At 71.0% G+C, this 25,963-nt stretch carries 22 protein-coding genes and 1 pseudogene; 17 read left to right on the forward strand and 6 right to left on the reverse strand.

Features of this window, described 5'->3' with window-relative positions; translation table 11 throughout:
• Window positions 1-184: 184 nt before the first annotated feature.
• A pseudogene (locus ACZ7M3_RS21615) lies at window positions 185-565 on the forward strand (ABC transporter permease); the annotation flags it as partial.
• Window positions 566-749: 184 nt separating this feature from the next.
• Here the strand turns inward: ACZ7M3_RS21615 and ACZ7M3_RS21620 are convergent.
• The gene (locus ACZ7M3_RS21620) at window positions 750-1,286 is read right to left on the reverse strand and encodes an HNH endonuclease (RefSeq protein WP_067370302.1); all 537 of its coding nucleotides are present in this window, start codon (window positions 1,284-1,286) and stop codon (window positions 750-752) included.
• Between the two features lie 273 nt (window positions 1,287-1,559).
• Between ACZ7M3_RS21620 and ACZ7M3_RS21625 the strand changes: the two genes are divergently transcribed.
• Entirely contained in the window at window positions 1,560-2,669 is a 1,110-nt protein-coding gene (locus ACZ7M3_RS21625; protein ID WP_472065252.1) for a mechanosensitive ion channel family protein, read from the forward strand.
• Between the two features lie 128 nt (window positions 2,670-2,797).
• On the opposite strand, the gene ACZ7M3_RS21630 is transcribed toward ACZ7M3_RS21625, so the two are convergent.
• Together ACZ7M3_RS21630 and ACZ7M3_RS21635 are read right to left on the reverse strand one after the other, a co-directional pair.
• Window positions 2,798-3,037 (reverse strand): hypothetical protein, encoded by a 240-nt coding sequence (locus tag ACZ7M3_RS21630; RefSeq protein WP_472065254.1) that lies wholly within the window; start codon window positions 3,035-3,037, stop codon window positions 2,798-2,800.
• On the reverse strand, window positions 3,030-3,596 hold the full coding sequence (locus tag ACZ7M3_RS21635; protein WP_472065256.1) for a hypothetical protein: 567 nt from the start codon (window positions 3,594-3,596) through the stop codon (window positions 3,030-3,032). The genes ACZ7M3_RS21630 and ACZ7M3_RS21635 overlap by 8 nt, the downstream gene beginning before the upstream one ends.
• A 357-nt stretch (window positions 3,597-3,953) precedes the next feature.
• Here ACZ7M3_RS21635 and ACZ7M3_RS21640 point away from each other — a divergent pair, with 357 nt between their 5' ends.
• From ACZ7M3_RS21640 to ACZ7M3_RS21705, 14 genes are all read left to right on the forward strand, one after another.
• The gene (locus tag ACZ7M3_RS21640; protein WP_472065258.1) at window positions 3,954-4,790 is read left to right on the forward strand and encodes a hypothetical protein; all 837 of its coding nucleotides are present in this window, start codon (window positions 3,954-3,956) and stop codon (window positions 4,788-4,790) included.
• A 295-nt stretch (window positions 4,791-5,085) separates the two neighbouring features.
• Window positions 5,086-6,297: an ROK family transcriptional regulator gene (locus ACZ7M3_RS21645; protein ID WP_095854637.1), complete on the forward strand. Its 1,212-nt coding sequence runs from the start codon at window positions 5,086-5,088 to the stop codon at window positions 6,295-6,297.
• 86 nt (window positions 6,298-6,383) lie between these two features.
• Window positions 6,384-7,721 (forward strand): ABC transporter substrate-binding protein, encoded by a 1,338-nt coding sequence (locus ACZ7M3_RS21650; RefSeq protein WP_472065260.1) that lies wholly within the window; start codon window positions 6,384-6,386, stop codon window positions 7,719-7,721.
• Between the two features lie 15 nt (window positions 7,722-7,736).
• Window positions 7,737-8,678 carry a carbohydrate ABC transporter permease gene (locus tag ACZ7M3_RS21655; RefSeq protein WP_472065262.1) on the forward strand — a complete coding sequence of 314 codons (942 nt, stop codon included), beginning with the start codon at window positions 7,737-7,739 and terminating at the stop codon, window positions 8,676-8,678.
• Between the two features lie 5 nt (window positions 8,679-8,683).
• The gene (locus ACZ7M3_RS21660; protein ID WP_472065264.1) at window positions 8,684-9,577 is read left to right on the forward strand and encodes a carbohydrate ABC transporter permease; all 894 of its coding nucleotides are present in this window, start codon (window positions 8,684-8,686) and stop codon (window positions 9,575-9,577) included.
• Window positions 9,578-9,584: 7 nt separating this feature from the next.
• Entirely contained in the window at window positions 9,585-10,850 is a 1,266-nt protein-coding gene (locus ACZ7M3_RS21665) for a 6-phospho-beta-glucosidase (RefSeq protein WP_355619290.1), read from the forward strand.
• The gene (locus ACZ7M3_RS21670) at window positions 10,847-11,860 is read left to right on the forward strand and encodes an N-acetylglucosamine kinase (protein WP_472065266.1); all 1,014 of its coding nucleotides are present in this window, start codon (window positions 10,847-10,849) and stop codon (window positions 11,858-11,860) included. Before ACZ7M3_RS21665 ends, ACZ7M3_RS21670 begins: the two co-directional genes overlap by 4 nt.
• A 528-nt stretch (window positions 11,861-12,388) precedes the next feature.
• The gene (locus ACZ7M3_RS21675) at window positions 12,389-13,840 is read left to right on the forward strand and encodes a hypothetical protein (RefSeq protein ID WP_472065591.1); all 1,452 of its coding nucleotides are present in this window, start codon (window positions 12,389-12,391) and stop codon (window positions 13,838-13,840) included.
• Window positions 13,841-13,869: 29 nt separating this feature from the next.
• Complete coding sequence (locus ACZ7M3_RS21680; protein WP_452968987.1) at window positions 13,870-14,889, forward strand: glutamate ABC transporter substrate-binding protein; 1,020 nt, start codon at window positions 13,870-13,872, stop codon at window positions 14,887-14,889.
• Between the two features lie 82 nt (window positions 14,890-14,971).
• Window positions 14,972-16,297 carry a hypothetical protein gene (locus ACZ7M3_RS21685; protein ID WP_472065268.1) on the forward strand — a complete coding sequence of 442 codons (1,326 nt, stop codon included), beginning with the start codon at window positions 14,972-14,974 and terminating at the stop codon, window positions 16,295-16,297.
• Window positions 16,298-16,451: 154 nt separating this feature from the next.
• Window positions 16,452-18,893, forward strand: a complete 2,442-nt coding sequence (locus ACZ7M3_RS21690) for a serine/threonine-protein kinase (protein WP_472065270.1) — start codon at window positions 16,452-16,454, stop codon at window positions 18,891-18,893.
• Window positions 18,894-20,312 (forward strand): PP2C family serine/threonine-protein phosphatase, encoded by a 1,419-nt coding sequence (locus tag ACZ7M3_RS21695; RefSeq protein ID WP_472065272.1) that lies wholly within the window; start codon window positions 18,894-18,896, stop codon window positions 20,310-20,312. It abuts the gene before it with no gap.
• 117 nt (window positions 20,313-20,429) lie between these two features.
• Window positions 20,430-21,776 (forward strand): vWA domain-containing protein, encoded by a 1,347-nt coding sequence (locus ACZ7M3_RS21700; protein ID WP_472065274.1) that lies wholly within the window; start codon window positions 20,430-20,432, stop codon window positions 21,774-21,776.
• Between the two features lie 73 nt (window positions 21,777-21,849).
• Complete coding sequence (locus tag ACZ7M3_RS21705; RefSeq protein ID WP_472065276.1) at window positions 21,850-23,247, forward strand: FHA domain-containing protein; 1,398 nt, start codon at window positions 21,850-21,852, stop codon at window positions 23,245-23,247.
• Window positions 23,248-23,280: 33 nt separating this feature from the next.
• Here ACZ7M3_RS21705 and ACZ7M3_RS21710 read toward each other — a convergent pair whose 3' ends face one another.
• On the reverse strand, window positions 23,281-24,294 hold the full coding sequence (locus ACZ7M3_RS21710; protein ID WP_472065278.1) for a methyltransferase domain-containing protein: 1,014 nt from the start codon (window positions 24,292-24,294) through the stop codon (window positions 23,281-23,283).
• 138 nt (window positions 24,295-24,432) lie between these two features.
• Here ACZ7M3_RS21710 and ACZ7M3_RS21715 point away from each other — a divergent pair, with 138 nt between their 5' ends.
• Window positions 24,433-24,837, forward strand: a complete 405-nt coding sequence (locus ACZ7M3_RS21715) for a globin (protein ID WP_054231791.1) — start codon at window positions 24,433-24,435, stop codon at window positions 24,835-24,837.
• Between the two features lie 17 nt (window positions 24,838-24,854).
• Here the strand turns inward: ACZ7M3_RS21715 and ACZ7M3_RS21720 are convergent, their stop codons facing one another.
• Both ACZ7M3_RS21720 and ACZ7M3_RS21725 read right to left on the reverse strand, forming a co-directional pair.
• Window positions 24,855-25,544, reverse strand: a complete 690-nt coding sequence (locus ACZ7M3_RS21720) for a DUF8010 domain-containing protein (RefSeq protein ID WP_452969096.1) — start codon at window positions 25,542-25,544, stop codon at window positions 24,855-24,857.
• Window positions 25,545-25,546: 2 nt separating this feature from the next.
• Window positions 25,547-25,957 carry an acyl-CoA thioesterase gene (locus tag ACZ7M3_RS21725; protein WP_351298437.1) on the reverse strand — a complete coding sequence of 137 codons (411 nt, stop codon included), beginning with the start codon at window positions 25,955-25,957 and terminating at the stop codon, window positions 25,547-25,549.
• Window positions 25,958-25,963 lie beyond the last annotated feature (6 nt).

A 25,963-nucleotide genomic window follows, 5' to 3' on the forward strand; every position in this document is an offset into this window, starting at 1 on the left:
GAGCCATCGAAGGCAGCCAGCATGAAAGCCATCCCTGCCCCACCCGCGCAGTCCCAGAGTCGCGAACTCACAGGACGCACTCAAGAAGGTAGGGCAGCATGAGCGGCGGTACGAGCAGCAGTACGAGCAGTGACCAGGACACTCCCCTGCTGACGGCCCGAAGCCTCGTCAAGACGCACGGCTCCTCAACCTGACGGGCGCAGCCGTCCTGATCGCCCTCGCAATCACCCTCTCCGGCCTCGCCGTGGGCACCGCCGAGTCCCTGGCCACCCGCCGCCGCGGCCTGGCCGCGCAGGCCGCGGCCGGGGTGCCGGCGGCCGTACTGGGCCGGGCGCTGCTCCTGGAGACGGCCCTGCCGCTGGCCCCGGCGGTCGCGCTGGCGGGCCTCGGCGGCCTGGGCATCGGCGCCGGGTACGCGTCGGCCGCCGCGGGCGTGGGATCCGTACCGCTGCTCATGCCGCTGCTGGTACCCGTAGCCGTCTACGCGGCGTGTCTGCTCGCCGCGGCCACGTCACTGCCGCTGCTGCGCCGCTCCGTGCACCCGGCGGAGCTGCGCTACACCTGAGCCACGCTCCACCAGGGCTGCGCCACACCTGAGGCGCCCCGCACCTGAAATGCGTGACCCGCATACCGTCCGCCCTGCGGGCACGGCCGGCTCCCCGGGAGGCACGGGGGTCCTCCTGGGGAGCCGGAGCGGCACGACAGGGACACGACGGGAGAGCCCGCAGGGAACACAAAGGCCCGGATCGTCAGGCGGAAATGCCGTCGATCCGGGCCATCGCATCCTCCGCGCCGTACGGCTGCAGGTAGGGCAGCCAGCGCGGGTCCCTATGCCCCGTTCCGATGATGCGCCAGGCGAGCCCCGTCGGCGGGGCCGGTTTGTGGCGCAGGCGCCAGCCGATCTCGACCAGGTGGCGGTCGGCCTTGGTGTGGTTGCAGCGGCGGCATGACGCCACCACGTTGTCCCAGGCGTGCTGACCTCCGCGGGAGCGCGGGATGACGTGGTCGACGCTGGTTGCGACGCCACCGCAGTACATGCACCGGCCGCCGTCGCGGGCGAACAGTGCCCGACGGGTCAGCGGAACGGGCCCCCGGTAAGGGACCCGTACGAACCTCTTCAGCCGGACCACGCTGGGTGCGGGGACAGTAACGGTTGCGCTGTGCATAAAGGCGCCGGATTCCTCGAGGCAGATGGCCTTGTTCTCAAGGACGAGGACGAGCGCGCGGCGGAGCGGTACGACGCCGAGTGGCTCGTACGACGCGTTGAGGACCAGGACGTGCGGCACGGATGCCTCCTTGTACGCCGGCGGCGCGTGGCTCGCGCCGGGACGATCTGCAGTCAGTCTCTCCTCTTGCCTGGTGGAAGCGCCACCATGTCCCGGTAACGGGCTGGGAGTGTTTTCGACCACACCCTCTTTCATCCCCAGGTGAGTAGGGTCTCTCCCTCGAACATTGCAACGATCCACACACGATGCCCCGTTAGTGTGGTGGTTCTGCCCGCCGCTGTCCTCACATGTCCCCGAGCCGCGGGCGGACCGCTACGCCTGGAGGTACCTTCCGTGTTCTTGACCGCCCTGTTGGCTTCGGGGTCCACCCCGTCGCCGTCCCTCTCGGCGACGACGGACCCGACGACCGCCACACTTCAGGACGCCCAGGAGAGCGCGACCAACGCCGCCAGCTGGGTCGAGCAGAACTGGTCCACGTGGCTGGCGATCGGTCTGCGCGTCCTGTTGATCCTGGTGATCGCGGGGATACTCAGAGTGGTGGTGCGGCGGGCGATCACCAAGCTCATCGATCGCATGACCCGCACGGTCCAGGCGGTCGACGGCACGGCCCTGGGCGGCCTGCTGGTGAACGTCGAGCGCCGCCGGCAGCGCTCGCAGGCGATCGGCTCGGTCCTCCGCTCGGTCGCGTCCTTCCTGATCATGGGCACCGCCGCGCTGATGATCCTGGGCACGTTCCAGATCAACCTGGCCCCGCTGCTGGCCTCCGCCGGTGTCGCGGGTGTGGCGATCGGTTTCGGCGCCCGCAACCTGGTCACGGACTTCCTCTCCGGCGTCTTCATGATCCTCGAGGACCAGTACGGAGTCGGCGACACGATCGACGCGGGGGTCGCCTCCGGCGAGGTCATAGAGGTGGGCCTGCGCGTGACGAAGCTGCGCGGCGACAACGGCGAGATCTGGTACGTCCGCAACGGCGAGGTCAAGCGCATCGGCAACCTCTCCCAGGGCTGGGCCACGGCCGGCGTCGACGTCACGGTCCGCTCGAACGAGGACCTGGACAAGGTGAAGCGCACCCTCGACGAGGTCGCCGAGGCGATGACCAAGGAAGAGCCCTGGAACGAGCGCCTGTGGGGCCCGATCGAGGTCCTCGGCCTGGACAGCGTCCTGCTCGACTCGATGGTCGTCCGCCTCTCGGCGAAGACCATGCCCGGCAAGTCCCTGTCCGTCGAACGCGAACTGCGCTGGCGTGTCAAGCGCGCCTTCGACGCCGCGGACATCCGCATCGTCGGCGGCCCCACGGTGCCCCCGGAGGAGGTGCCCGTCGACCCGACCGCCGCGATGGCGGCCCCGTCGGTCCTCGGCAACCCGGCCTCCCCCCAGTCGGAGGCGACCGCCCCCATCCCGGCCCCCGCCTCGGCCCCCGCCGCGTCGAGCGCACCTAAGTAGGCCCAGGCCGTACGTGTGAGGGGGCGGCGTCCGGGTGTTCCGGACGCCGCCCCCTCACACGTAGGAGCAGCCCATACCTCCGGCTTGCGCATGAGCAAGCCCATGGCTCCGGCATCAGCCGAACCAGCTCACAGCCGCTCGACCCCGGCGCGCGCCGCATCCGGGAGCCCGTCCATCCGGAACGCCTCGGCGAAGCCCGTGTACTCGGCCTCCCCCAGTGCCGCGCAGTACTCACCCGCCTCGGCCTCCGCACGGCCGATGGCCTCGTCCGGGGAGCCTGCGGTCCACAGCGTCACCCGCTCCTCGTAGACGCCCAGTTCACGATGGCGGAAGACACACCGGACGCCGTACCACGACTGCTCAGCCACGGGCGGTCCCGGACTCCAGCCCGGTGGCCCCGGCTATCTGACACACCGCGGCGAACGAGGACCCCTTGCCCAGTCCGGCCACCCCCAGGAGTCCCTCACCGTCCCGGACGTCGAGGACGACGTCTCCCGAGGGCGCGTCGAAGGACATCGATCCCCAGACGGACTGCTTCCCCCGCCCGGGACGCCACCGGAAGTGGACCTCCTCGTGGCCCTTCTCGGCGACGAGGAACGCCCGTTCCGATGCCGCCAGCTTTTCGCGGACCCGCTCCTGCCACCCGTCCGAGACGGGCACCGGGCGCAGTACATGCGTCTGTCGGTCGTCCAGCGCCTCGACGGAGAGCGGGATGCCGGCCGCACCGGCCCGTCGCCGCAGCGACCGGACCCCGACGGCCGCCGTCGCGAGCGTGAGGATCCCCCATGTCAGAGGGCTGAAGACCAGTTCCCCGCTCACGAAATCCCAGGTGAGACCGTCGTTCACAAGGTCGATGAACATCATGGTGAGCGCCAACGGCACGCACTTGGCCGCGGCCGCGCGCCAGCAGGCCATCAGCAGCTTCACGAGCGAGGCCCCCGCCCCGCCCCACCCCGCACCAAACGGTTCACTCTCATGTGGCCGGATCCTATGAACAAGAACCTGTGAAGGTGACCGGATATCACCCCCGCCACCGTCCCCTTTTGGCGTCGCATCACCGTCCCCGACGCCGCAGATCACCTCAAAGCTCCGCACCCCATCCCACCTGCGCATCTGCTGATCGTGACGAAGCCGTGATGCGTCCGGAGCGCGCCCCCGGAATCAATCCCCTTCACATACCCCCCGCATTTCGGCCACATCCGGAGGCCGCCTACTGTCGCCCCAACAGCGGGCCCTTGTTCTGGAGCTCCACGCCCAGGGGCCCGCTTCGAATGTGGGGAATCCATGCGCAAGTTCGCCATAGGCGCCGTCGTTTCCGGTGCCCTGGCTCTGTCCGCCCTGGTCGTGCCGTCCGCGTCGGCCGCCACGCCGGACCTCACCTTCTCCAACGTGGTGGTCAACAACGGCAAGGCGATCGTTGTCGGCACCACCAGCACGGTTAAGGTTCCGATCACGTACACCCTGACCCACCCGGTCGACCTCGTCATCGACAACAAGACGGGCATCGCGGGCATCGCGCTCTACCGCGGATCGTCGCTCTCGAAGATGCAGAACGAGATGGAGTCGGACGACATCCCCAACTGCACCACGACTTCCACGACCGCCACCACGGTCACGAACTCCTGCACCGAGGTCATCGCCATCGAGCCGCAGGACTACTTCTTCGGCGCGTCGGACGCCGGCACCTGGAAGGTGGCCGGCTTCTACGGCCTCAGCACCTCGACCACCGACGACTCCGGCGACCACATCAGCGTCAACTACGGCTACGACATGTGGGGCGGCCTCGGCACCACGCAGATCAAGCGCGCCGCCAAGCTCACCACCGACGCCACCCCCGAGCCGGTGAAGAAGGGCAAGACCCTCACCGTCAAGGGCTCGCTCACCCGCGCCGACTGGGAGACCACCAAGTACTCCGGCTACACGGGCCAGCCGGTCGCCCTCCAGTTCAAGGCCAAGGGCGCCAACGCGTACAAGACGGTCAAGACGGTGACCTCCGGCTCCAAGGGCGCCCTGACCACCACAGTCAAGGCCTCCGCCGACGGCTCGTACCGCTACACGTTCGCGGGCACGTCCACCACGGGCACGGCCACGGCCATGGGTGACTACATCGACGTGAAGTAAACGAGGCCGGGTCCTCACCCGGCTCACCCCAAGTCGCCCCCGCGGCAGACGGATTCGTCTGCCGCGGGGGCGACTTCGTGCGTCCGGGGGAAGTCCGGGGCGAGGATGCGGACCTCCGGCCCAGGTAACGACTCGGTTGCCTCGGGGGCGCTTTCTCTTGACGCCTCCGCGGCCCGCGGCCTACCTTCCTCCCACCAATAGGAAACTTTCCTAACAATGATCTTGCAGTGGACTTCCCCACGGCCACCCTGGGAAGCTGAGCGACTGGGCTGTTGAAAGGCAGGTGTCGACAAACATGGCAGGATCCGCCGGTACGCCGGGCACCCCGCGCGTCCTGCGCGCCATGAACGACCGCGCCGCCCTCGATCTGCTGCTCGCGCACGGACCGCTCTCGCGGACCAGGATCGGAAAGCTGACCGGGCTGTCCAAGCCCACCGCCTCCCAGCTCCTCGCCCGACTGGAGGCCGCCGGACTCGTGCTGGCCACCGGCACGAGCGAGGGGCGGCCGGGCCCCAACGCCCAGCTGTACGCCGTCAATCCGAGGGCCGCCCACGCGGCGGGCCTGGACGTCACGCCCGAGCGCATCCTCGCCGCCGTCGCCGATGTCACCGGCCGCACCGTGGGCGAGTACGAGCTGCCCACCCCGGGCCGGCACCCCGCGCAGCCCGTCGTACGCCAGGTCACCGACGCCCTCGACGGCGCGGTGAAGGCGGCGGGGCTCGCCAGGGGCGACGTCCAGCGGCTCGTCATCGGGACGCCCGGTGCCTTCGACCCCAACACCGGACGGCTGCGGTACGCCTCCCACCTGCCCGGCTGGCACTCCCCCAGCCTCCTCGACGAGCTCGCGGCCGCGCTGCCGATGCCCGTCGAGTACGAGAACGACGTCAACCTGGTGGCCATCGCCGAGCAGCGGCTCGGGGCGGCGCGCGGGCACGAGGACTTCGTACTGCTGTGGAACGAGGGCGGCCTCGGCGCCGCCCTCGTCCTCGGCGGCCGACTGCACCGCGGCTGGACCGGCGGCGCGGGCGAGGTCGGCTTCCTGCCCGTGCCCGGCGCACCCCTCGTACGCCAGGTGACGAAGGCCAACAGCGGTGGCTACCAGGAACTGGCCGGCTCCCAGGCCATTCCCAAGCTCGCCCGCGAGCTGGGCATCCAGCCGGTGCCGACCGGGCCCTACGCCGAGGTCGCCGCCGCCCTCGTCGAACAGGCCGCCCGCATCAACGAGGGGCCGCACCTGCGGCTCCTGGAGACGTACGCGACCGGTCTCGCCACCGGTCTCGCCTCACTCGTCTCCGTGCTCGACCCCGAACTCGTCGTGCTCAGCGGCGCCTCGCTCACCGCGGGCGGCGAACCGCTGCGTGTCCTGGTGCAGGCCGAGTTGGAGGAGCTGGCCGCCTCCCGACCGCGCCTCGTGGTCGGCGACGTACACGAACACCCCGTGCTGCGCGGCGCGTTGGAGAGCGCGCTGGCGGCCACCCGCGACGAGGTCTTCGACACCTCCCGCTGAGTCCCACCCCTCGACCGACTCCCCGTCCCGCGAACCGTCCCGCGAACACCACCACCACCGCCGCCCTGCCGTAGGGAGACCCCGTCATGCCCGGAATATCCAGGAAAGTCGCCACTGCTCTCGCCGCTTCCGCCTCGCTCGCCCTCCTCACCACCGCCTGCACCGGCCAGTCGTCCTCGGGCCCGAGCGACGACGCCTCCAAGGACACGACGATCAACTTCTGGCACGCCTGGAGCGCGCCCGGCGAGATCGCGGGCGTGAAGGACCTGGTCGCGGGCTTCGAGAAGGCGCACCCCAACATCCACGTCAACATCGTCGCCAACATGACCGACGACAAGATCAACCAGGCCTTGCGCTCCGGCGGCGACAAGGCTCCCGACGTGATCTCCTCGTTCACCACCAACAACGTGGGCAAGTTCTGCTCCTCCGGCGCCCTGGTCGATCTCAACCCCTTCTTCAAGAAGGCGGGAATCGACCCGGCGACGACCTTCCCGAAGGCGATGAACGAGTACACCCAGTTCGACGGCAACCGCTGTACGGTTCCGCTGCTCGGTGACGCGTACGGCCTCTACTACAACAAGGACGCATTCAAGAAGGCCGGGATCTCCAGCCCCCCGAAGACCTGGTCCGAATTCGAGGCGGACGCGAAGAAGCTCACCGTCTCCAAGGGCGACTCCTACTCCCAGCTGGGCTTCATGCCGAACTACCACGGCTGGGAGTCCACCACCGAGCACTACTTCGGCCAGTTCTCCCCGACGTACTTCGACAGCAGCGGCAAGTCGAACCTCGCCAAGGACCCCGCTTTCACCGCCGGATTCACCCTCCAGAAGAAGCTCGTCGACGAACTCGGCGGCTATCAGAAGCTGGAGAAGTACCGCTCCAAGCTCGGTGACGAATGGGGCCCCAAGCACCCCTTCCACACCGGCCAGGTCGCCATGCAGCTGGACGGCGAATGGCGGCTCGGCATGGCCGAGGAGGCCAAGCCGGACTTCGAGATCGGCGTCGCCCCGCTGCCCGTTCCCGACGACCGGGCCGACCAGTACGGCAAGGGCTACATCACCGGCACCATCGCGGGCATCGCGGCCACCAGCAAGAAGCAGAACGCGGCCTGGGAACTGGTCAAATACATGACCACGGACACGGACGCGGTGGTCGGCTTCGCCAACGCCATCCACAATGTCCCCTCCACACTGACCGCGCTCAAGTCGCCGAAGCTGAAGTACGACCCGCGCTTCAAGACGTTCCTGGACATCGCCTCGAATCCGAACTCGACGACGACTCCCGCGTCCATCAACGGCGGCACCTACCTCGTGACGATCCAGCAGTTCGGATACGACTACGAGAGCGGCAAGGCGAAGGACCTGAAGGCGGGTCTGCAGAAGACCGCCGCGCAGATCGACACGGACATCGCGCAGGCGAAGTAGGAGACGGGCACGGACATGAGCACCGTCACACTGGCTTCGAAGCGGCGCCGATCGGCGCTGCGCACCCTCGCCTTCATGTCGCCGTGGCTGATCGGCTTCGCGGTCTTCTTCGCCTATCCGCTGCTCTCGACCGTCTATTTCTCGTTCATGCACTACGACGGCTTCAAACCGCCGACGTGGAGCGGGACGAAGAACTGGACCTACGTCTTCGAGCACTACCCGCTGTTCTGGCCCGCGCTGCGCAACACCCTGTGGCTGGTGCTGGTCATGGTCAGCCTGCGGGTCGTCTTCGGACTCGGCGTGGGCCTGCTGATCACGAAGATCAAGACGGGCACGGGCGTCTTCCGCACCCTCTTCTACCTCCCCTACCTCGCCCCGCCCGTCGCCGCGACGATGGCCTTCACCTTCCTCCTCAACCCCGGTACGGGACCGGTCAACTCGATCCTGGAGAAGGTCGGCATCCCGGCCCCCGGCTGGTTCAACGACCCCAGCTGGTCCAAGCCGGCCCTCACCCTGCTGGCCCTGTGGGGCATCGGCGACCTGATGGTCATCTTCATGGCCGCGCTGCTCGACGTACCGACGGAGCAGTACGAGGCGGCGGAGCTGGACGGCGCCTCGGCCTGGCAGCGGTTCCGGTACGTCACGCTGCCGAACATCTCGCCGATCGTGATGTTCGCCGTGGTCACCGGCGTGATCCAGACCATGCAGTACTACACCCAGCCACTGATCGCCGGGAAGGTCGCGTCGGGCGTCATCCAGGGCGCCGGTACGCAGTTCGAGCCCGGCTACCCCGACAAGTCGACGCTCACCCTGCCGCAGCTCGTCTACAACCTCGGCTTCCAGCGCTTCGACTACGGCTCCGCCTGTGTGGTCGCGCTCGTGCTCTTCGCCCTGTCCATGGTGTTCACCGCGTTCCTGATGCGGCGCCGGGGCGGTCTCATCCAGGCAGGTGACTGACAGCCATGACACAAGTACTCGACAAGCCCGTGGAGTTGCGGGCCCCGGTCTCGCCCGCCGAGCGCACCGCCCGCCGCAAGGCGCTCCTGGAGTGGGTCGCGATCCACGCCCTGGGCGTCGCCACCGCCCTCTTCTTCGTCCTCCCCTTCGTCTTCGTCTTCCTGACCTCCCTGATGAGCGACTCGCAGGCGCTCAGCCGCGATCTCATCCCCCACACCTGGGAGTGGGGCAACTACCGCAAGGTCTTCGACACCCCCGGCTTCCTCACCTGGTGGAAGAACACACTGCTGTACGCCGGTGCCGGCACCGTCCTGACGGTCGTGTCGTCGATCCCGGTGGCCTACGCCCTCGCCAAGTTCCGCTTCCGGGGCCGGAATCTGTCACTGATGCTGGTCATCTCGATGATGATGCTGCCGCCGCAGGTCGTCATCATCCCGATGTACCTCTTTTGGGCGAAACAGCTGGACCTGTCCGGCACGCTGTGGCCGCTGATCATCCCGATGGCCTTCGGTGACGCGTTCTCCATCTTCCTGCTCCGCCAGTTCCTGATGACCATCCCGAACGAGTACCTCGACGCGGCGAAGGTCGACGGCTGCGGGGACCTGAAGACCCTGCTGAAGGTCGTCCTGCCGATGGCGAAGCCGGGGATCGCCGCCGTGGGCCTCTTCCAGTTCTTCTACGCCTGGAACGACTACTTCGGCCCGCAGATCTACGCCTCCGAGAACCCCGGCGCCTGGACCCTCTCCTACGGCCTGGAGTCGTTCAAGGGCGCGCACCACACCGACTGGAACCTCACCATGGCCGCGACCGTGCTGGTCATGGCCCCCGTGATCCTCGTGTTCTTCTTCGCACAGAAGGCGTTCGTCGAAGGCGTCACGCTCACCGGAGTGAAGGGTTGACACACACATGAAACTCACCGTGGTCGGCGGAGGGTCGACCTACACGCCCGAACTCATCGACGGCTTCGCCCGGTTGCGGGACACCCTGCCCGTCGAGGAACTGGTCCTCGTCGACCCGGCCGCCGACCGCCTGGAGCTGGTGGGCGGCCTGGCGCGACGCATCTTCGCCAAGCAGGAGCACCCCGGCCGGATCGTCACGACCTCGGACCTGGACGCGGGTGTCGAGGGCGCCGACGCGGTCCTGCTCCAGCTGCGCGTCGGCGGCCAGGCGGCCCGCGAGCAGGACGAGACCTGGCCGCTGGAGTGCGGCTGCATCGGCCAGGAGACGACGGGCGCGGGCGGTCTGGCGAAGGCGCTGCGCACGGTGCCGGTGGTGCTGGACATCGCCGAGCGCGTCCGCCGTACCAACCCCGACGCCTGGATCATCGACTTCACCAACCCGGTCGGGATCGTGACGCGCGCGCTGCTCCAGGCGGGCCACAGGACGGTCGGGCTGTGCAACGTGGCGATCGGTTTCCAGCGGAAGTTCGCCGGGATGCTCGGGGTCGCCCCCGTGGACGTCCATCTGGACCACGTGGGTCTCAACCACCTCAGCTGGGAGACGGGGGTGCGCCTCGGCGGCCCCGAGGGCGAGAACGTCCTGCCGAAGCTGCTGGCCGAACACGGCGACACGATCGCCGACGACCTGCGCCTGCCGCGCACCCTCGTGGACCGCCTGGGCGTGGTCCCCTCCTACTACCTGCGCTACTTCTACGCGCACGACGAGGTCGTACGAGAGCTGCGGACGAAGCCGTCACGGGCGGCGGAGGTCGCCGCGATGGAGCGGGAGTTGCTGAAGATGTACGGCGATCCGGCGCTCGACGAGAAGCCGGAGCTGCTCGCCAAGCGGGGCGGCGCGTACTACTCCGAGGCGGCCGTCGACCTCGCCGCCGCGCTGCTCGGCGGGGGCGGCAGCCCCTACCAGGTGGTCAACACCTACAACAAGGGCACCTTGCCCTTCCTCCCGGACGACGCGGTGATCGAGGTGCAGGCGGCCGTCGGTCCGCACGGCCCGACGCCACTGCCGGTCCCGCCGGTCGACCCCCTGTACGCGGGGCTGATGGCGGCCGTGACGTCCTACGAGGACCTGGCCCTGGAAGCCGCCCTGCGCGGCGGCCGCGACCGGGTCTTCCGGACCCTCCTCGCCCACCCCCTCATCGGCCAGTACGAGTACGCCGACGCCCTCACCGACCAACTGATCGCGCACAACCGGGAGCACCTCGCGTGGGCATGACGTCATCCGGACCCGGCGCCGGGACGGCCGCCGGATCCGACCCCGCGGGCATGGTCCTGGCCATCGACGCGGGGAACAGCAAGACCGACGTCGCGGTCGTGTCCGTGGACGGGCGGGTGATCGGGGCCGCGCGCGGCGGGGGATTCCGGCCGCCGGTGGTCGGGGTCGCCGTGGCCGTGGACGCCGTGGGCGAGGCCGTCGCCCGGGCCTTCGCCGAGGCGGGCGTCGACTCCGTGGCCCATGTCTCGGCCTGCCTCGCCAACGCCGATCTCCCCGTGGAGGAGGAGCAGTTGGCGGCCGCGCTGCACGCGCGCGCGTGGGGCACGAGCGTGGAGGTGCGCAACGACACGTTCGCGATCCTGCGCGCGGGGATAGCGGAGCCGCGCGGGGTCGCCGTGGTGTGCGGCGCGGGGATCAACTGCGTCGGCATGCGTCCCGACGGCCGCACCGCCCGTTTCCCGGCGCTCGGCCGGATCTCCGGGGACTGGGGCGGTGGTTGGGGCCTGGCGGAGGAGGCCCTGTGGCACGCGGCCCGCGCGGAGGACGGCCGGGGCGGGCCCACGGCCCTGTCCCGCACCCTCCCGGCCCACTTCGGTCTGTCCTCGATGTACGCCCTGATCGAGGCGCTGCACCTGGAGCACATCGAGCACGATCGTCGGCATGAACTGACTCCGGCGCTGTTCGCGACGGCGGCGGAGGGTGACGAGGTCGCTCGCGCTCTCGTGGACCGGCTCGCGGACGAGGTCGTCGCGATGGCCACGGTCGCTCTGACCCGGCTCGACCTCCTCGCCGAGGAGACCCCCGTCCTCCTGGGGGGCGGTGTCCTTGCCGCCCGCCATCCCCAACTCGACGACCGGATCCGCGAACTCCTGTCGGCCCAGGCCCCCAAGGCGGTCCCCCAGGTGATCTCGTCCCGCCCCGTGCTGGGCGCCGCCCTCCTGGGCCTGGACCACGTCCACGCCCCCACCGAGGCCCACACCCGCGTACGGGCTTTTTACGAAGGGGGTTGAGGGGCTCCGCCCCGGACCCCCGAACGAGATCGTCGACTGCGGGCCGGTGGGGGCCGTTCGCGCAGTTCCCCGCGCCCCTGGGGGGCCGGGGCTGCGCCCCAGGCCCCCCAGGGGCCTCAAACGCCGGACGACCCCAGGCTTTTAGGGGCGCGGGGAACTGCGCGACCAGCCCCCACGCACCCTCACCCGAAAGGAACACCCCTCGCACATACCCCGCGTACCGGCGCATTCGAAAGGGAACCGAACACACACCGGTCGCGTATTCATGGTCAGGGAGGGCAGCGCGGAGCGCCGCGGTCGTGCTGCCGTCCGAACGGGCCACCGCTGTACGAAGGGTGGGCTGGAATCCGAACAAGATCGAGTCAAGGCCTGTGCGGATGTCAGTCCCGGCGGCGATACTTGCGGCCGTGCACCTCTCTTCGTGCTCCCGCGTACGCGGGGAGGTGACCGACGGATGACCATGGGGGAGGTCAAGTGACACAGCCGCCGAAGGGCACGGCGCCACCGGGGCAGTCGGCCACGCCCACGATGCCTGCCGTCCCGCCGCAGTCCGGCGCGACAGCGGCCCGGTACGGCGCGCCGGCGACAGCGACGGCGCCGCGGTCCGGGCCCCCCTCACCACCGGGCGGACCCGCCACGCCCGACACCGCCCCCGCACGCCGCACCGCCTGGGCGGAGGGCGTGGACCGCCTGCGCACCGCGGCGACGACGGAACCGGGCCGGCTGCGCCTCATCGGCGCCGTCCTCGCCCTCCTGGTCGTCGCGTTCGGCACGGTCACGGCCTGGCAGATGACGGAGCGTTCGAGCGCGGCGGACGACGTGCTGCACAGCAGCCAGCCGCTGAGCGCCGGCGCCGCGGACATCTACCGTTCGCTCGCGGACGCCAACACCGCGGCCTCCAGCGGCTTCCTCGCGGGCGGCCAGGAGAGCGCGGACACCCGCGACCGGTACGAGAAGGACATCCGGACGGCCGCGCAGGGGCTCATCACCGCCGCCGCCAACTCCGATCCGGGGTCCCCGTCCACGGACACGATCGCCAAGCTCAACAAGCTGCTGCCGGAGTACAAGGGCCTCATCGAGCGGGCCCGCGCCAACAACCGGCAGGGCTACCCGCTCGGCGGCGCGTATCTGCGGTACGCGAACGAGAAGATGCAGCAGCAGATGCTCCCCGCGGCCGAGGAGCTCTACAAGCGGGAGAACGCCCGGCTGAGCGCCGACTACGCCGACGCGAAGCCCTACCCGTGGGCCGCGATCGGTCTCGGCGTCCTCGCGCTCGGCGGGCTCTTCTGGGCCCAGCGACGCCATTACCGCCGTACGAACCGGGTGTTGAACCAGGGACTGGTCGCCGCCACGACCGCCTCCGCGGTGGTGCTGCTCTGGCTGGTGGTCGGGCACAGCGTGGCCCGGGCCGGGCTGAACTCCTCGTACGACCACGGGGTCCGCTCACTGAACGTGCTGCACGACGCCCGGATCGCCTCCCTGAAGGCGCGGGGCAACGAGAACCTGACGCTGGTCAGCCGGGGCGCGGAGACCAAGCAGGTGTCCACGACGCAGGTCATGGACCTCTACGACTACGACTTCCAGCAGGACATGAAGACCCTCACCAAGGGCCTGGCACTGGCCGAGGGCATCGCCGACGACACGGCGGGCAAGAAGCCCGTCGAGGCCGCGACGGGCAACATGAAGGTCTGGAAGTCCCGTCACCAGGAGGCCCGCACGGCCGACGACTCGGGCGACTACCAGGGCGCTTTGAACAAGGTGATCGGTTCGGCGGCCGACAAGCCGACCGGTGAGTGCTTCGACGGCGTGGACACCAACCTCGCGGCGGCGCTGACGCACGAGGAGAGTGAGTTCAAGCAGGCGGCAGGCAACGGCCGGGACGCGATGAGCGGGCTCCCCGCGGGCGCGGCCGTCCTCGCGGTGCTGGCCGCGGCGGGCGCCCTGCTGGGCATCGGGCGCAGGCTTTCGGAGTACCGGTGAGAGGGGGAGCGGTGAAAGGGGGCATGGCGATGACCGCACGACGTCTGAGGGCGAGCCTGAGGGGCTGGGGCGGCGTGGGTGCGATGGCCCTCGCCCTGGTCGTCACCGGGGTCTTCGCCCTGTTGCTGCCGCTGAGCAGCGCACGCGGGGACGGCAGCACGGGCACCGGCGGCCAGGGCGTGGGCCAGGGCATCCAGGCCAGGGCCGACGCGTGCACCGACCCGCAGGACCAGAGCCCCTCCCCGTCCTCCGACGACAGCGGCAAGACGATCACGGCCATCAAGCAGCGCGGCTATCTGTCGGTCGGCGTCGACCAGAACAGCTACCGCTGGGGCTACCGCGATCCGAACAACACGGCGAAGAGCAGCGACCTGGAGGGCTTCGACATCGATCTCGCGCACGAGATCGCGAGGGAGATCCTCGGCGACCCGAACGCCGTCCGTTTCCACGCCATCCCCACCAACCAGCGCATCCCCGCGATCAAGTCCGGTCAGGTCGACATGGTGGTGCGCACCATGACGATCACCTGCACCCGCCTCAAGGACGTGGCCTTCTCGGCCCCCTACTTCCTGACCGGGCAGCAGGTCCTGGCCCCCAAGACCTCGGGCATCAAGGGGTACGACAACACGCTGGCGGGCAAGCGGATCTGCTCGGCGGCGGGCTCGACGGCGTACGACAAGCTGTCGGCCGACAAGAAGGCGGGCGCGCTCATCTCCTCCGCCGACATCACCACCACCGTGCCCAACCAACTCGACTGCCTGGTGCGGCTGCAGCTGGGTCAGGTCGACGCCGTGGTGACCGACGGCGCGCTCGCCGCCAGCCAGGCGGCGCAGGACCCGACGGTCGAACTGAAGGGCAAGACCTTCACCGACGACTACTACGGCGTGGCGATGAAGTTGGGCGCCGACGATCTGGTACGCCGGGTCAACCAGGTGCTCGTGGACTACCGCAAGAGCGGCGGCTGGCAGGCCTCGTACACCAAGTGGCTGTCCGCGACCCTGAAGGCGGACTCCCCGTCGGCGACTCCGCCGACGGCGCACTACAAGTAACGGAAACCGTGTGACGCCGGCGCGGACGACGCGGCCGGCGGGAACGCAAGCGACGGGCACGACCGAGAGCGAGAGGTGATCGATGGGCGTCACGGGACCCCCCGAGCCGGTGATGGACCGGGACGAGGTGGACCGTGCGCTGGCGCGGCTCGGCGCGGAGCACGAGGCCATCGAGACCTCGCTCCTCGCCCTGCAGGACCACGCGGGCCGCAGACTCCTCGAAGGCGCCGAGCTCACGGGCACGACCAAGGAGCGCTGGTCGACCGCGGACGCGTCGATCACGCTGCTGTGGGCGTACTTCGACGCGTACACGGACGCGCTGCGCTCCGCGCGCGACATCCGTTCCCGGCGCCGCTGGTCGAGCCGTGAGGACCTGGTCGAGCTGACCGAGCTGCTGCGCGGCGCGGGCATCACGGTCGCCGGCTCGACCACCGCCGCGGCGAACGCTCCGACGCTCACCGGCACCAGCAGGCTCAGCGAGCGGTTCTCGCTGGTCGCTCTGGTGGAGCGGATGAACGAGCTGTACGCGTCCTCGCTCGACATGGTCGTCGCGGCGGACGCCGTCTGGTCCGCGCTGCCCGCCCGGATCGATTTACTGGCCGCGGAGCTCCAGCGCACCCGCCAGCTCGCGCACTCCGTGGGCGTACGCCCCGGCGAGCACCCGGCGGGCGACGACCTGGAGCGGATCACCCGGACGCTGAGCACCCTGCGTCAGCAGGTCGTCTCCGACCCGCTGGCCTTCTGGGCGCCCGCGAAGGGCAGTTCGGCGCCCGGCGGCGGACGTCCCGACACGACGACGTACGACCGCGAAGCGCGCGCGCTGGAGGACGTGCGCCGGGAGATCGACGCGGTTCTCACCGTCCGCCAGGACGCGGAGACCCGCCTCGTGCGGCTGCGGGACGTGCTCAGTCGCGCCGACCGCACGCTCGCGGAGGCGAGGAGCGCCCGCGGTGAGGTACTGGCGAAGATCGCCGCGTCCGAGGTGCCGGCCGTCAGCGGGCCGCCGACGGTGCTGCAGGAGCAGTTGGCGACGGCCGCGGAGTACCGCAGACACGCCCAGTGGCACCGTCTGTCGCCCCTCCTGGAGGCGCTGGAGGAGAAGGCCGAGGACGAGCTGCTGCGCGCCCGCGAGTCGTTGACCGCGGTCACCCAGCCGCTCGCGGTCCGCGCGGAGCTGCGCGGCCGCCTCGACGCGTACAAGGCGAAGGTGGCCCGGCACGGCCTCGCGGAGGACCCGTTCCTCATCGAGCGCTACGACGCGGCGCGACGCATGCTGTGGAGCGCGCCCTGCGATCTGCGGGTGGCGGAGGAGGCGGTGCTGCGCTATCAGCGGGCCGCCGTCGATCTGCTCAGCCCGCGGGTGCCCGAACAGGGCGGGCCCACCGACCGTAGGGGGCCGCACGCATGAACACTGAAGGTGATGCAGTGTGAGTGAGCAGCAGAAGTGCCAGCGGCCCGGTTGCCCGGGGTCGTACGAGGACGTGGGCGGCGGCGAGCTGTACTGCGACACGTGCGGTCTGGCACCCGTTGTCTCGGCTGGGGGTCCCCCCTCTGGGGGAGGCATGGTGGGCTCACCCCCGACCGGACTCACCGCGGGTGGCAAGGGCTCGCGCGGCTCCGGCAGCAGTTCGCGGGCGAGTTCGCGCAGTTCCAGTTCCCGTACGTCCTCGCGCTCCTCCCAGTCGCGGCGCTCGGTCTCCGGACGCCTGTCGCGCTCGCTGTCCGGCAACGCGAGCGCCCGCTCGGTGTCGGTGCGCAGCTCGGGCTCGACCGCCGCCTCCAGTGGCCGCGGACGGCTCGGCGCCGGACTGGTGCAGGTGCCGGACGTGCCGCGGCCCGACCCGCGCGCGATGGTGCTGGAGAACCCGGAGGTGCCCGAGCGGAAGCGGTTCTGCTCGCGCTCCGACTGCGGGGCGCCGGTGGGCCGTTCGCGCGGTGAGCGGGTGGGGCGCACCGAGGGGTTCTGCACCAAGTGCGGTCACCCGTACTCGTTCGTGCCGAAGCTGAACACGGGCGACATCGTGCACGGCCAGTACGAGGTGGTGGGCTGTCTCGCGCACGGCGGGCTCGGCTGGGTCTATCTCGCCGTCGACCGCGCGGTCTCCGACCGCTGGGTGGTCCTCAAGGGCCTGCTCGACACCGGCGACCAGGACGCGATGGCGGCGGCGATCTCCGAGCGGCGCTTCCTCGCGGAGATCGAGCACGCCAACATCGTGCGGATCTACAACTTCGTGGAGCACCTGGACCAGCGGACGGGTTCGCTGGACGGGTACATCGTCATGGAGTACGTCGGCGGCAAGTCGCTGAAGGAGATCGCCAACGACCGTCGTGCGACCGACGGCAAGCGCGATCCGCTGCCGGTGGAGCAGGCCTGCGCGTACGGCATCGAGGCCCTGGAGGCGCTCGGCCATCTGCACAGCCGCAATCTGCTCTACTGCGACTTCAAGGTCGACAACGCGATCCAGACCGAGGACCAGCTCAAGCTGATCGACATGGGCGCGGTGCGCAGGATGGACGACGACGAGTCGGCCATCTACGGCACGGTGGGCTACCAGGCGCCGGAGGTGGCCGAGGTCGGCCCCTCGGTGGCGAGCGACCTCTACACGGTCGCCCGCACCCTGGCCGTGCTGACCTTCGACTTCCAGGGGTACACGAACGCCTTCGTGGACTCCCTGCCGGACCCGGACAACATCGAGGTCTTCCGGACGTACGAGTCCTTCTACCGGCTCCTGGTGCGCGCCACCGACCCCGATCCGGCGCGCCGGTTCGCGTCCGCGCAGGAGATGGCGGAGCAGCTGACGGGTGTGCTCAGGGAGGTCGTGTCCCTCCAGACGGGGCGGGCGCGCCCGGCCCTGTCCACCCTGTTCGGGCCGGAACTGAAGGTCACGGACACGGAGTTGTTCGGACAGCTGGACGGGGACGTGTCACGGCTGGGGGCGCGCGTGGTGCCCCCGCGGGGGAGAAAGCGCGCGCCCGCGCCGCCCCTCGGCAGCAACGGAGCGGGGGTGAACGGGACCCCGCCGCTCCCCCTGGCTCCCGCTCCGGTCCCGGCCGCTCTGGTCAAGCCGCTGAACGCCGCGGCGACCGCGCTCGCGCTGCCGGTCCCCCTGGTAGACCCGGGCGACCCCAACGCCGGTTTCCTCGCGGGCCTGATGGCCTCGGCTCCCGCGGAGCTGATCACCGCGCTGCACGCGGCGCCCACCGGCTCTCTGGAGCTGCGCCTGCGCGAGCTGCGGGCCCGGCTGGAAATGGGCGAACTGGCCGGTGCGAGCAGGGCACTGGAGGCGCTGGAGGCGGACCACCCCGACGACTGGCGGGTGGTCTGGTACCGGGGCGTCGCGGCCCTGGCGACCGGGGAGCACGAGACCGCGGCGCTGTCCTTCGACGCGATCTACGACGCCTTCCCGGGCGAGCCCGCGCCGAAGCTGGCCCTCGGCCTGTGTGCGGAGGTGCTCGGGCAGCTGGACAACGCGGGCGAGTACTACCGCCTGGTCTGGACGACCGACCCCAGCTATGTCAGCTCGGCGTTCGGCCTGGCCCGCGTGCAGCTCGCGGCGGGCGACCGCCGCGGCTCCGTACGCACACTGGAGTCCGTACCGGAGTCGTCGATCCACTACACGGCGGCGCGGGTCGCTGCGGTGCGGGCGCGGCTGCGGCAGCGGCTGGCCGAGGAGGCGGCGGCAGCGGCGTTCCTGGACGATCTGACAGCGGCGGCCGGACAGGTCGAGGCCCTTGACGGATACGGTCTGGACGCGGTGCGACGCGAGCAGTTGTCGACGGAGGTACTGGGCTGCGCCCTGGACTGGGTACTCTCCGGTAGCCGGAGTTCCGCCCCGGACTCCGGCGGCGGACCGGTGCTGCTCGGCAGTGAGGTGGACGAGCGCGGTCTGCGTTTCGCGCTGGAGCGTTCGTACCGCACGCTGGCCCGCCTCGCGCGGGGCGGCGAGGAGAGGATCGACCTGGTGGAACGTGCCAACCGTTACCGCCCCCGGACGTGGGTGTGATTGATGTCCCAGATGCCCCAGCCGACGGCCCTTTCGCGGTGCCCCAGTTGCGAGGAGCCCCTGGAGGCGGGTGACCGTTTCTGCGGTGCGTGCGGGTACGACCTGTCGGCGGTGCCCGCACCGCCCCAGGACCACCCCACGATCGCCATGAACGGCTCGTCGACACACTCCTCCGAGGCCGCCGCGTCCCTGGACTGGCCCCTCGCGCCGGAGTCGGCGAGCTCCGACACGCCCGCGCCGGTGCACCGGGCGACCGACATCCGGGGCACGGACTCGGGCGGCTCCGAGCTCCCCCACCCGGACACGGAGTCCGCGGCGGCCCAGCAGCCGGGCGACCACCCCTCGGGCGTACAGCGTTCGGGTGGGCAGCCTTCGGGCGTACGGTTCGACCGGCCCCCGGAGCCCGACGAGTACCCGCTCGCGCCGCCGGCCGGAGCCCCCGCCGGGCCCGTCGTCGATCCACGGACCGCCGACCTCGGCGCACCCGTCACGCCCCCCGCGGGCACCAAACTGTGCGTCGCCTGCCGCTCGGGCCATGTGGACAGCGACGGCTACTGCGAGAACTGCGGGCACGCCCAGCCGCGCGAACGGGACCACATGGAGCAGGAGTTGGGTGCGGTGGCCGCGGTCAGCGACCGGGGCCTGCGCCACCACCGCAACGAGGACGCGTTCGCGATCTCCTCGACCGCGCTGCCGGACGGCTCCCCCGCGGTCGTCGCGATCGTCTGCGACGGGGTCTCCTCGGCGACCCGCCCCGACGAGGCCTCGCTCGCCGCGTCCCGGGCGGCGGGCGAGGCGTTGCTGGCGGCGCTGCCGCTCGGCACCCACCCGCAGCAGGCCATGCACGAGGCGATCCTCGCGGCCGCCGAGGCCGTCAACTCGCTGGCCGAGGCGCCCCCCGTGCACGAGGAGCACGCCCCGCACCAGAACGCGCCCGCCTGCACCCTCGTCGGCGCCGTCGTCACCCCCGCCCTGCTGATCGTCGGCTGGGTCGGCGACAGCCGCGCCTACTGGGTCCCCGTCGACCGGAGTTCACCCCCCGCCCGGCTCACCGAGGACGACTCCTGGGCCGCGCAGATGGTCGCCGCGGGCCTGATGAGCGAGGCACAGGCGTACGCCGACGAGCGCGCCCACGCCATCACGGGCTGGCTCGGCGCGGACGCGTACGAACTGGAGCCGCACACCGCTTCCTTCAAGCCGGACCGGCCGGGTGTGGTGGTGGTGTGCACCGACGGGCTGTGGAACTACGCGGAGGCGGCCGAGGAGATGGCCGAGGTCGTGCCGCTGGACGCCGCCGAAAGGCCCCTGCACAGCGCCCAGGTCCTGGTGGGTCACGCCCTGGACGGCGGGGGCCACGACAACGTAACAGTGGCCGTCGTGCCGTTCCCGGCCCCGCCGCAGGGGGCAGGATCGGCCTGAGGCCGCGAAAAGGCGCAATCCGTGCCTACGGGGACGGCCTCGGACCGGAGGGGACCGGTCCGCATACAGTCATCGCCTCCGCCAACTACCGGAGGTCTTGAGGGGGACGAAGAAGGCATGGCCAATTTCTCGAAGTCGAACGTGCCGCAGTTCTCGGTCGACGTGTACCAGAACGAGTACCTGCCCGAGGGCGGCCGCGAGGTCAACGCGATCGTCACGGTGAGCGCCACCGGCGGCGGCACCGTCGGGAGCGCGGTCGGCGCGCCGCACCTGTACGCGGCGGGCCAGGGCCCGGACGCCGCCGTGGCGATCATGGTCGACTGTTCCGGCTCGATGGACTACCCGCCGACCAAGATGCGGGGCGCCCGTGAGGCCACGGCCGCCGCGATCGACACCCTGCGCGACGGCGTGCACTTCGCGGTGATCGGCGGCACGCACGTCGCCAAGGAGGTCTACCCCGCGGGCGGTCGCCTCGCGGTGGCCGACGCGGCGACCCGCGGCCAGGCCAAGGAGGCGCTGCGCAGGCTGAGCGCGAGCGGCGGTACGGCGATCGGCACCTGGCTGCGTCTCGCCGACCGACTGCTGTCCTCGGCCGACGTGTCGATCCGGCACGGCATCCTGCTCACCGACGGCCGCAACGAACACGAGTCGCCGCAGGATCTCAAGGCCGCCCTCGACTCCTGTGCCGGACGCTTCACCTGTGACGCGCGTGGAGTGGGTACGGACTGGGAGGTCAAGGAGGTCACCGGGATCGCCTCGGCCCTGCTCGGCACCGCCGACATCGTCGCGGACCCGGCCGCCCTGTCCGCCGACTTCACACAGATGATGGAGACGGCCATGGGCAAGGAGGTCGCGGACGTCGCGCTGCGCCTGTGGACGCCGGTCGGCACCGAGATCAAGTTCGTCAAGCAAGTGGCCCCCACGGTCGAGGAGCTGACCGACCGCCGCACCGAGGCGGGCCCGCGCGCCGGCGACTACCCCACCGGGTCCTGGGGCGACGAGTCCCGCGACTACCACGTGTGCGTCGAAGTTCCCTCGGCCGGAGTGGGCCAGGAGATGCTGGCCGCCCGGGTCTCGCTCGTCGTGCCGCAGGGCGACGGGGGCGTGCACAACCTCGGCGCCCAGGGGCTCGTCAAGGCGGTGTGGACCGACGACATGGCGGCCTCGACGAGGATCAACTCCCAGGTCGCGCACTACACAGGCCAGGCGGAACTGGCGCAAGTCATCCAACAGGGTCTGGATCTTCGCAAATCAGGAGATGTCGACGGGGCAACGGCCAAGCTGGGCCGGGCCGTTCAGCTCGCCAGTGCGTCGGGCAACGCCGATACTGCGAAACTGCTTGCGAAGGTGGTGGACGTGGTCGACGCCGCGGCAGGTACTGTGCGATTGAAGGCAAGGGTCGAAGAGGCCGACGAAATGACCCTTGAGACACGGTCCACAAAGACTGTTCGTGTAAAGAAGTAGCGAGCCCGGCTCCCGCTGGGAGCTGGAGAAACCCGGTCATAACGGCCGGAAAAGGAGAGGGGGAAGCGCCGACATGCCGACCTGCCCGAACGGACACCAGTCGGGTTCCGACGACTGGTGCGAGGTCTGCGGTCACCGCATGGCCGGTGCCGTGCCTCCGCCCCCTCCACCGCCGCCGCCCGCCGCCGGTTACGGCTATCCGCCGCCCGGCTCGCCCCCGCCGTCCGGTCCCGGGGGCCCGGGTGGACCCGGCGCCCCCGGTGGGCGCCCGCACCTGTCCGCCGTGCCGAATCCCGAGCCGGAGCTCTGCCCGCAGTGCCGTACGCCCCGTGAGGGCGGTGCGCCGTTCTGCGAGGAGTGCCGGTGGAACTTCCTGACGAACACGGCGACCTCGTACACCCCGGCGGCGCCGCGTCCGCAGGCCCCCGCGCCCGGAATGCCCAATCCGGCGCTGCGCTTCCAGCAGCCCCCGCAGGGGCAGCCGGGCGGTCCCGGCCCCGCGACCGGTCCCGGTCACGACCCGTTCGACTACCAGGGCTCGCGGCCCTCGCAGATGAACCGTCCCGCGGAGCCGATTCCGCCCTACGGGCAGGACCCGTCGGGCTTCCGCGGCGACCCGTCCCGTCCGGGCGGTCCCGGCGGTCCTGGTACTGGTCCCGGTGGTCCCGGTGGCTTCGGTGGTCCTGGTCCCGGTCCCGGCGGCTTCGGTGCGGACCCGTCCCGTCCGGTTCCGCCGCCGCCCGGGCCCACGCCCGGCGGTCCCGGTGGCCCCGGCGCCCCGCAGGCCTTCACCCAGCAGCCGGCCGCTCCCACGTTCCCGCAGCAGGGCCCGCCCGGGCCCGGCGGTCCGCAGTCCGTGGGCCCGTCCTTCGGCGGCGGTGACGACGACTGGGTGATCTCCCCGCCGTCGGGCAATTCGCCCGGCGGACCGGGTGGTCCCGGCGGGCGTCCCGGTGGTCCCGGTGGTCCCGGTATGGGTCAGGGCGGTGGCTACGGCTATCCGCAGCCCGGCGCGACCCAGGCCCCGCCCGGCCCCGGTCTCGACTACCAGCAGCAGCGCCAGCCGCTGTCCTGGAGCGCGACGATCGGTCCCGACCGCGAGTACTTCATGGCGATGATGCAGCGCTCCGGCCCCGAGGCCGCGGGCCTGAACCTGCCCGCGTACTCACCGGAGCAGCAGCGCCCGCTCACCGGCAACCAGATGACGATCGGCCGCCGTCGGCACTCCACCGGCGACACCCCCGACATCGACCTCTCGGTGCCGCCGGAGGACCCGGGCGTCTCGCACCAGCACGCGGTCCTGGTCCAGCAGCCGGACGGCAGCTGGGCGGTCGTCGACCAGAACTCGACCAACGGCACCACGGTCAACGGCGGCGAGGAGCCCATTCAGCCCTTCGTGCCGGTCCCGCTCCAGGACGGCGACCGGGTGCACGTCGGCGCCTGGACGACGATCACCATCAGGCGAGGCTGACGGCGGAGGCCGCGAAAGGAATCGCGGCGGGAGTCACGGCAGCGGCCAGGCGTACGGCCCCTCGGGGTCGTCCAGCCACGCCCAGGCGTCCGCGCCGTCGACCGTGACCCCGTACCGCTCGCGCACGGGCCGGCACTCGCGCTCCCACAGCTCGTACGCCTCGTGCGGGTCGAGGCCGCTCCCTGCCAGGGTCAGCAGGAACCGGAACAGCTCGTCGCCGCGGGCCCGGCTCGGCAGTTCGCGCAGGTCCTGCGGCTCCGGCTCCTCGGGTCGGCTCTCGCCGCGCAGGGGCACGAAGTAGGCCGGCGTGTGCAGGAAGTGCCCCTCGGCATGCCCGGCGTCCCGGACGCTCAGCGCGATCAGACCGGTGGCCAGCGGCGCCAGGATGCGGGCGCCGGGACGGCACTGGGCGAGCCACGGCCGCGGGATCGAGGTCAGCGTGCAAGTGGCGATGATCCGGTCGAAGGGGGCGCGCTCGGGGACCCCGCGGGCGCCGTCCGCGGTGACGACGGTCGGGTGGTACCCGGCGGTGGCCAGATGCCGGCGCGCGGACTCGGTGATCTCCGGATCGAGGTCGACCGTGGTCACCAGGCGGTCGCCGAGACGGTGGGCGAGCAGCGCCGCGTTGTAGCCGGTGCCGGCACCGATCTCGAGGACGGCGTCCCCCTCCCGTACCTCCAGCGCGGTCAGCATCATCGCCATCAGCGACGGCTGGCTGCTGGAGGAGACCAGCTCGCCGTTGCGCACCCGGGTGGCCAGCGGTGCGTCCGCGTAGGCGCCGCGCACCCAGTGCTCCCGGCTGCGCGGGTCGGGGTCCTCGCCCCACACCCGCTCGAAGCCGCCCACGGCACCGACGTAGTAGTACGGCACGAAGAGGTGGCGCGGGACCTCCTCGAACGCCGCCCGCCACACCGGGTCGGCGGCCCAGGCCCCGCTCCGGTCGATCTCGCGCACCAGGGCGGCCCGCGCCAGGGTGGCGAGGTTGTCGAGGTCGTGATCTTTGTCGTGGTCGTGGTCGTGGTCGTGGTCGAGAGCGTGCGCGCCCATACCTCCACTGTGCGGCGGGACGGGCCGCGAGGCGAGCGCCGCACCCCGCCGGGCCGCCGGGGACACGGGGCGCCGGGCCGCTGGGCCGCTGGTCCTAAGCCTTGCGTCCTCGGGCACCCGGTCTGAGACGATGGTGAGGTGAAAGAGATTCGGCGCGGCACGCTTCAGGAGCAGACCTTCTACGAGCAGGTCGGCGGCGAGGAGACCTTCCGGCGCCTCGTGCATCGTTTCTACGAGGGAGTGGCCGAAGACCCGCTGCTGCGAGCCATGTACCCCGAGGAGGACCTGGGCCCGGCCGAGGAACGCTTCACGCTGTTCCTGATCCAGTACTGGGGCGGCCCGACGACGTACAGCGACAACCGCGGTCACCCCCGGCTGCGGATGCGGCACGCCCCGTTCGCCGTCGACCAGGCGGCACACGATGCCTGGCTGGCGCACATGCGGGTGGCCGTCGACGAACTCGGCCTCTCCGAGGAGCACGAGCACACGCTCTGGAACTACCTGACGTACGCGGCGGCTTCGATGATCAACACGGCCGGCTGACAGCGCCCCCGGGGGGATCAGCGGACGCTGACGTCCAGTGGCCCGAGTCCCGCCCTGCGGACGGCGATCGAGCCGTAGGGCGTCCGCAGCCGCAGCCACGCCCCGGACGAGTACAGCCCCAACGGGCTCTCGCCCGGGTCGGTTTGACGCACCGGCAGCAGGAACCCGAGCGACTGCGCCGCGTGCACGGCACGTACCTGAAGGCCGGTGTCACCGATCGGCCGGGACCAGATCTCCCGCCCTATGCGGTCGAGTTCGGCGCGCGTGCGAGCCTCGGTCGCCAACTCCTGCGTACGGGACCGGAATTCGGCGACCGCGGTGGCGATCATCGCGCGTACGGCGTCCGGCCCGGGCAGTCCCGGCTCCGGCTGCCAGCCTCCGCGGGGCGGGAGGACCCCGGCCCACGGCGGCCCGGTGACGGCCCCGGGAACGCTGACGGTGGCCGCCGACTCGTCGATGGACTCAAGGAGTTCACCGGCGGAGACGGTCACGTCGAGGGTGACGTCGAGACCGTTCTCGTACGGCTTGGCGAGCCGCGCCGTACGGATCGCGAGGACCTCGAACGACGGCGGCCGGCCGAAGACCGCGAGCGCGGTGCCGGACGCCTGGAGGCGTACGGCGGCGGCGCGGTCGTAGTGGATCAGCCGGGCGAGGAAGGCGGCGAGGTCCGCCGCCTCCCCGTCGTCGGAGAGGTGCAGCGCGGTCACGGTCATGCCGCGACGACCTCGTCCACGTCGTCCCGGTACGACTCCAGGAACTCCCGTTCCTCGGCGGTGATCCGGCGCGGGCGCTGCGTCGCGAAGTCGAACGGCACGATCACCGTCGAGGCCGTGACATAGACCTGGTCCGGATCCTTGACCTCGTAGGCGATCGTGAACGACGCGGCTCGTATCTGCGTCACCCACAACTCGATGTCCACCGGCGTGTGCCGGTGGACCAGCTGCCGCTTGTAGTCGATCTCGTGGCGCGCTACCACGGACCCCTGCTTGAAGTCCTTCTCCGGGCGGAACAGGAAGTCGATACGGGCTTCCTCCAGGTAGCGGAGGAAAACCACGTTGTTGACGTGGCCGTACGCGTCCATGTCCGCCCAGCGCAGCGGGCAGCGGTAGATGTGCCGCAAGATCGA

The organism is Streptomyces sp. NPDC111656 (genome assembly GCF_055656965.1).

Bases quoted from the DNA above. Each gene is read 5' to 3' on its own strand.
- ACZ7M3_RS21645 (WP_095854637.1), top strand. From the start codon at position 5,086: ATGGCAGGATCCGCCGGTACGCCGGGCACCCCGCGCGTCCTGCGCGCC.
- ACZ7M3_RS21690 (WP_472065270.1), top strand. From the start codon at position 16,452: ATGGTGGGCTCACCCCCGACCGGACTCACCGCGGGTGGCAAGGGCTCG.
- ACZ7M3_RS21705 (WP_472065276.1), top strand. From the start codon at position 21,850: ATGCCGACCTGCCCGAACGGACACCAGTCGGGTTCCGACGACTGGTGC.
- ACZ7M3_RS21710 (WP_472065278.1), bottom strand. From the start codon at position 24,294: ATGGGCGCGCACGCTCTCGACCACGACCACGACCACGACCACGACAAA.
- ACZ7M3_RS21685 (WP_472065268.1), top strand. From the start codon at position 14,972: ATGGGCGTCACGGGACCCCCCGAGCCGGTGATGGACCGGGACGAGGTG.
- ACZ7M3_RS21650 (WP_472065260.1), top strand. From the start codon at position 6,384: ATGCCCGGAATATCCAGGAAAGTCGCCACTGCTCTCGCCGCTTCCGCC.
- ACZ7M3_RS21665 (WP_355619290.1), top strand. From the start codon at position 9,585: ATGAAACTCACCGTGGTCGGCGGAGGGTCGACCTACACGCCCGAACTC.
- ACZ7M3_RS21655 (WP_472065262.1), top strand. From the start codon at position 7,737: ATGAGCACCGTCACACTGGCTTCGAAGCGGCGCCGATCGGCGCTGCGC.
- ACZ7M3_RS21700 (WP_472065274.1), top strand. From the start codon at position 20,430: ATGGCCAATTTCTCGAAGTCGAACGTGCCGCAGTTCTCGGTCGACGTG.
- ACZ7M3_RS21680 (WP_452968987.1), top strand. From the start codon at position 13,870: ATGACCGCACGACGTCTGAGGGCGAGCCTGAGGGGCTGGGGCGGCGTG.
- ACZ7M3_RS21640 (WP_472065258.1), top strand. From the start codon at position 3,954: ATGCGCAAGTTCGCCATAGGCGCCGTCGTTTCCGGTGCCCTGGCTCTG.
- ACZ7M3_RS21660 (WP_472065264.1), top strand. From the start codon at position 8,684: ATGACACAAGTACTCGACAAGCCCGTGGAGTTGCGGGCCCCGGTCTCG.
- ACZ7M3_RS21675 (WP_472065591.1), top strand. From the start codon at position 12,389: ATGCCTGCCGTCCCGCCGCAGTCCGGCGCGACAGCGGCCCGGTACGGC.
- ACZ7M3_RS21670 (WP_472065266.1), top strand. From the start codon at position 10,847: ATGACGTCATCCGGACCCGGCGCCGGGACGGCCGCCGGATCCGACCCC.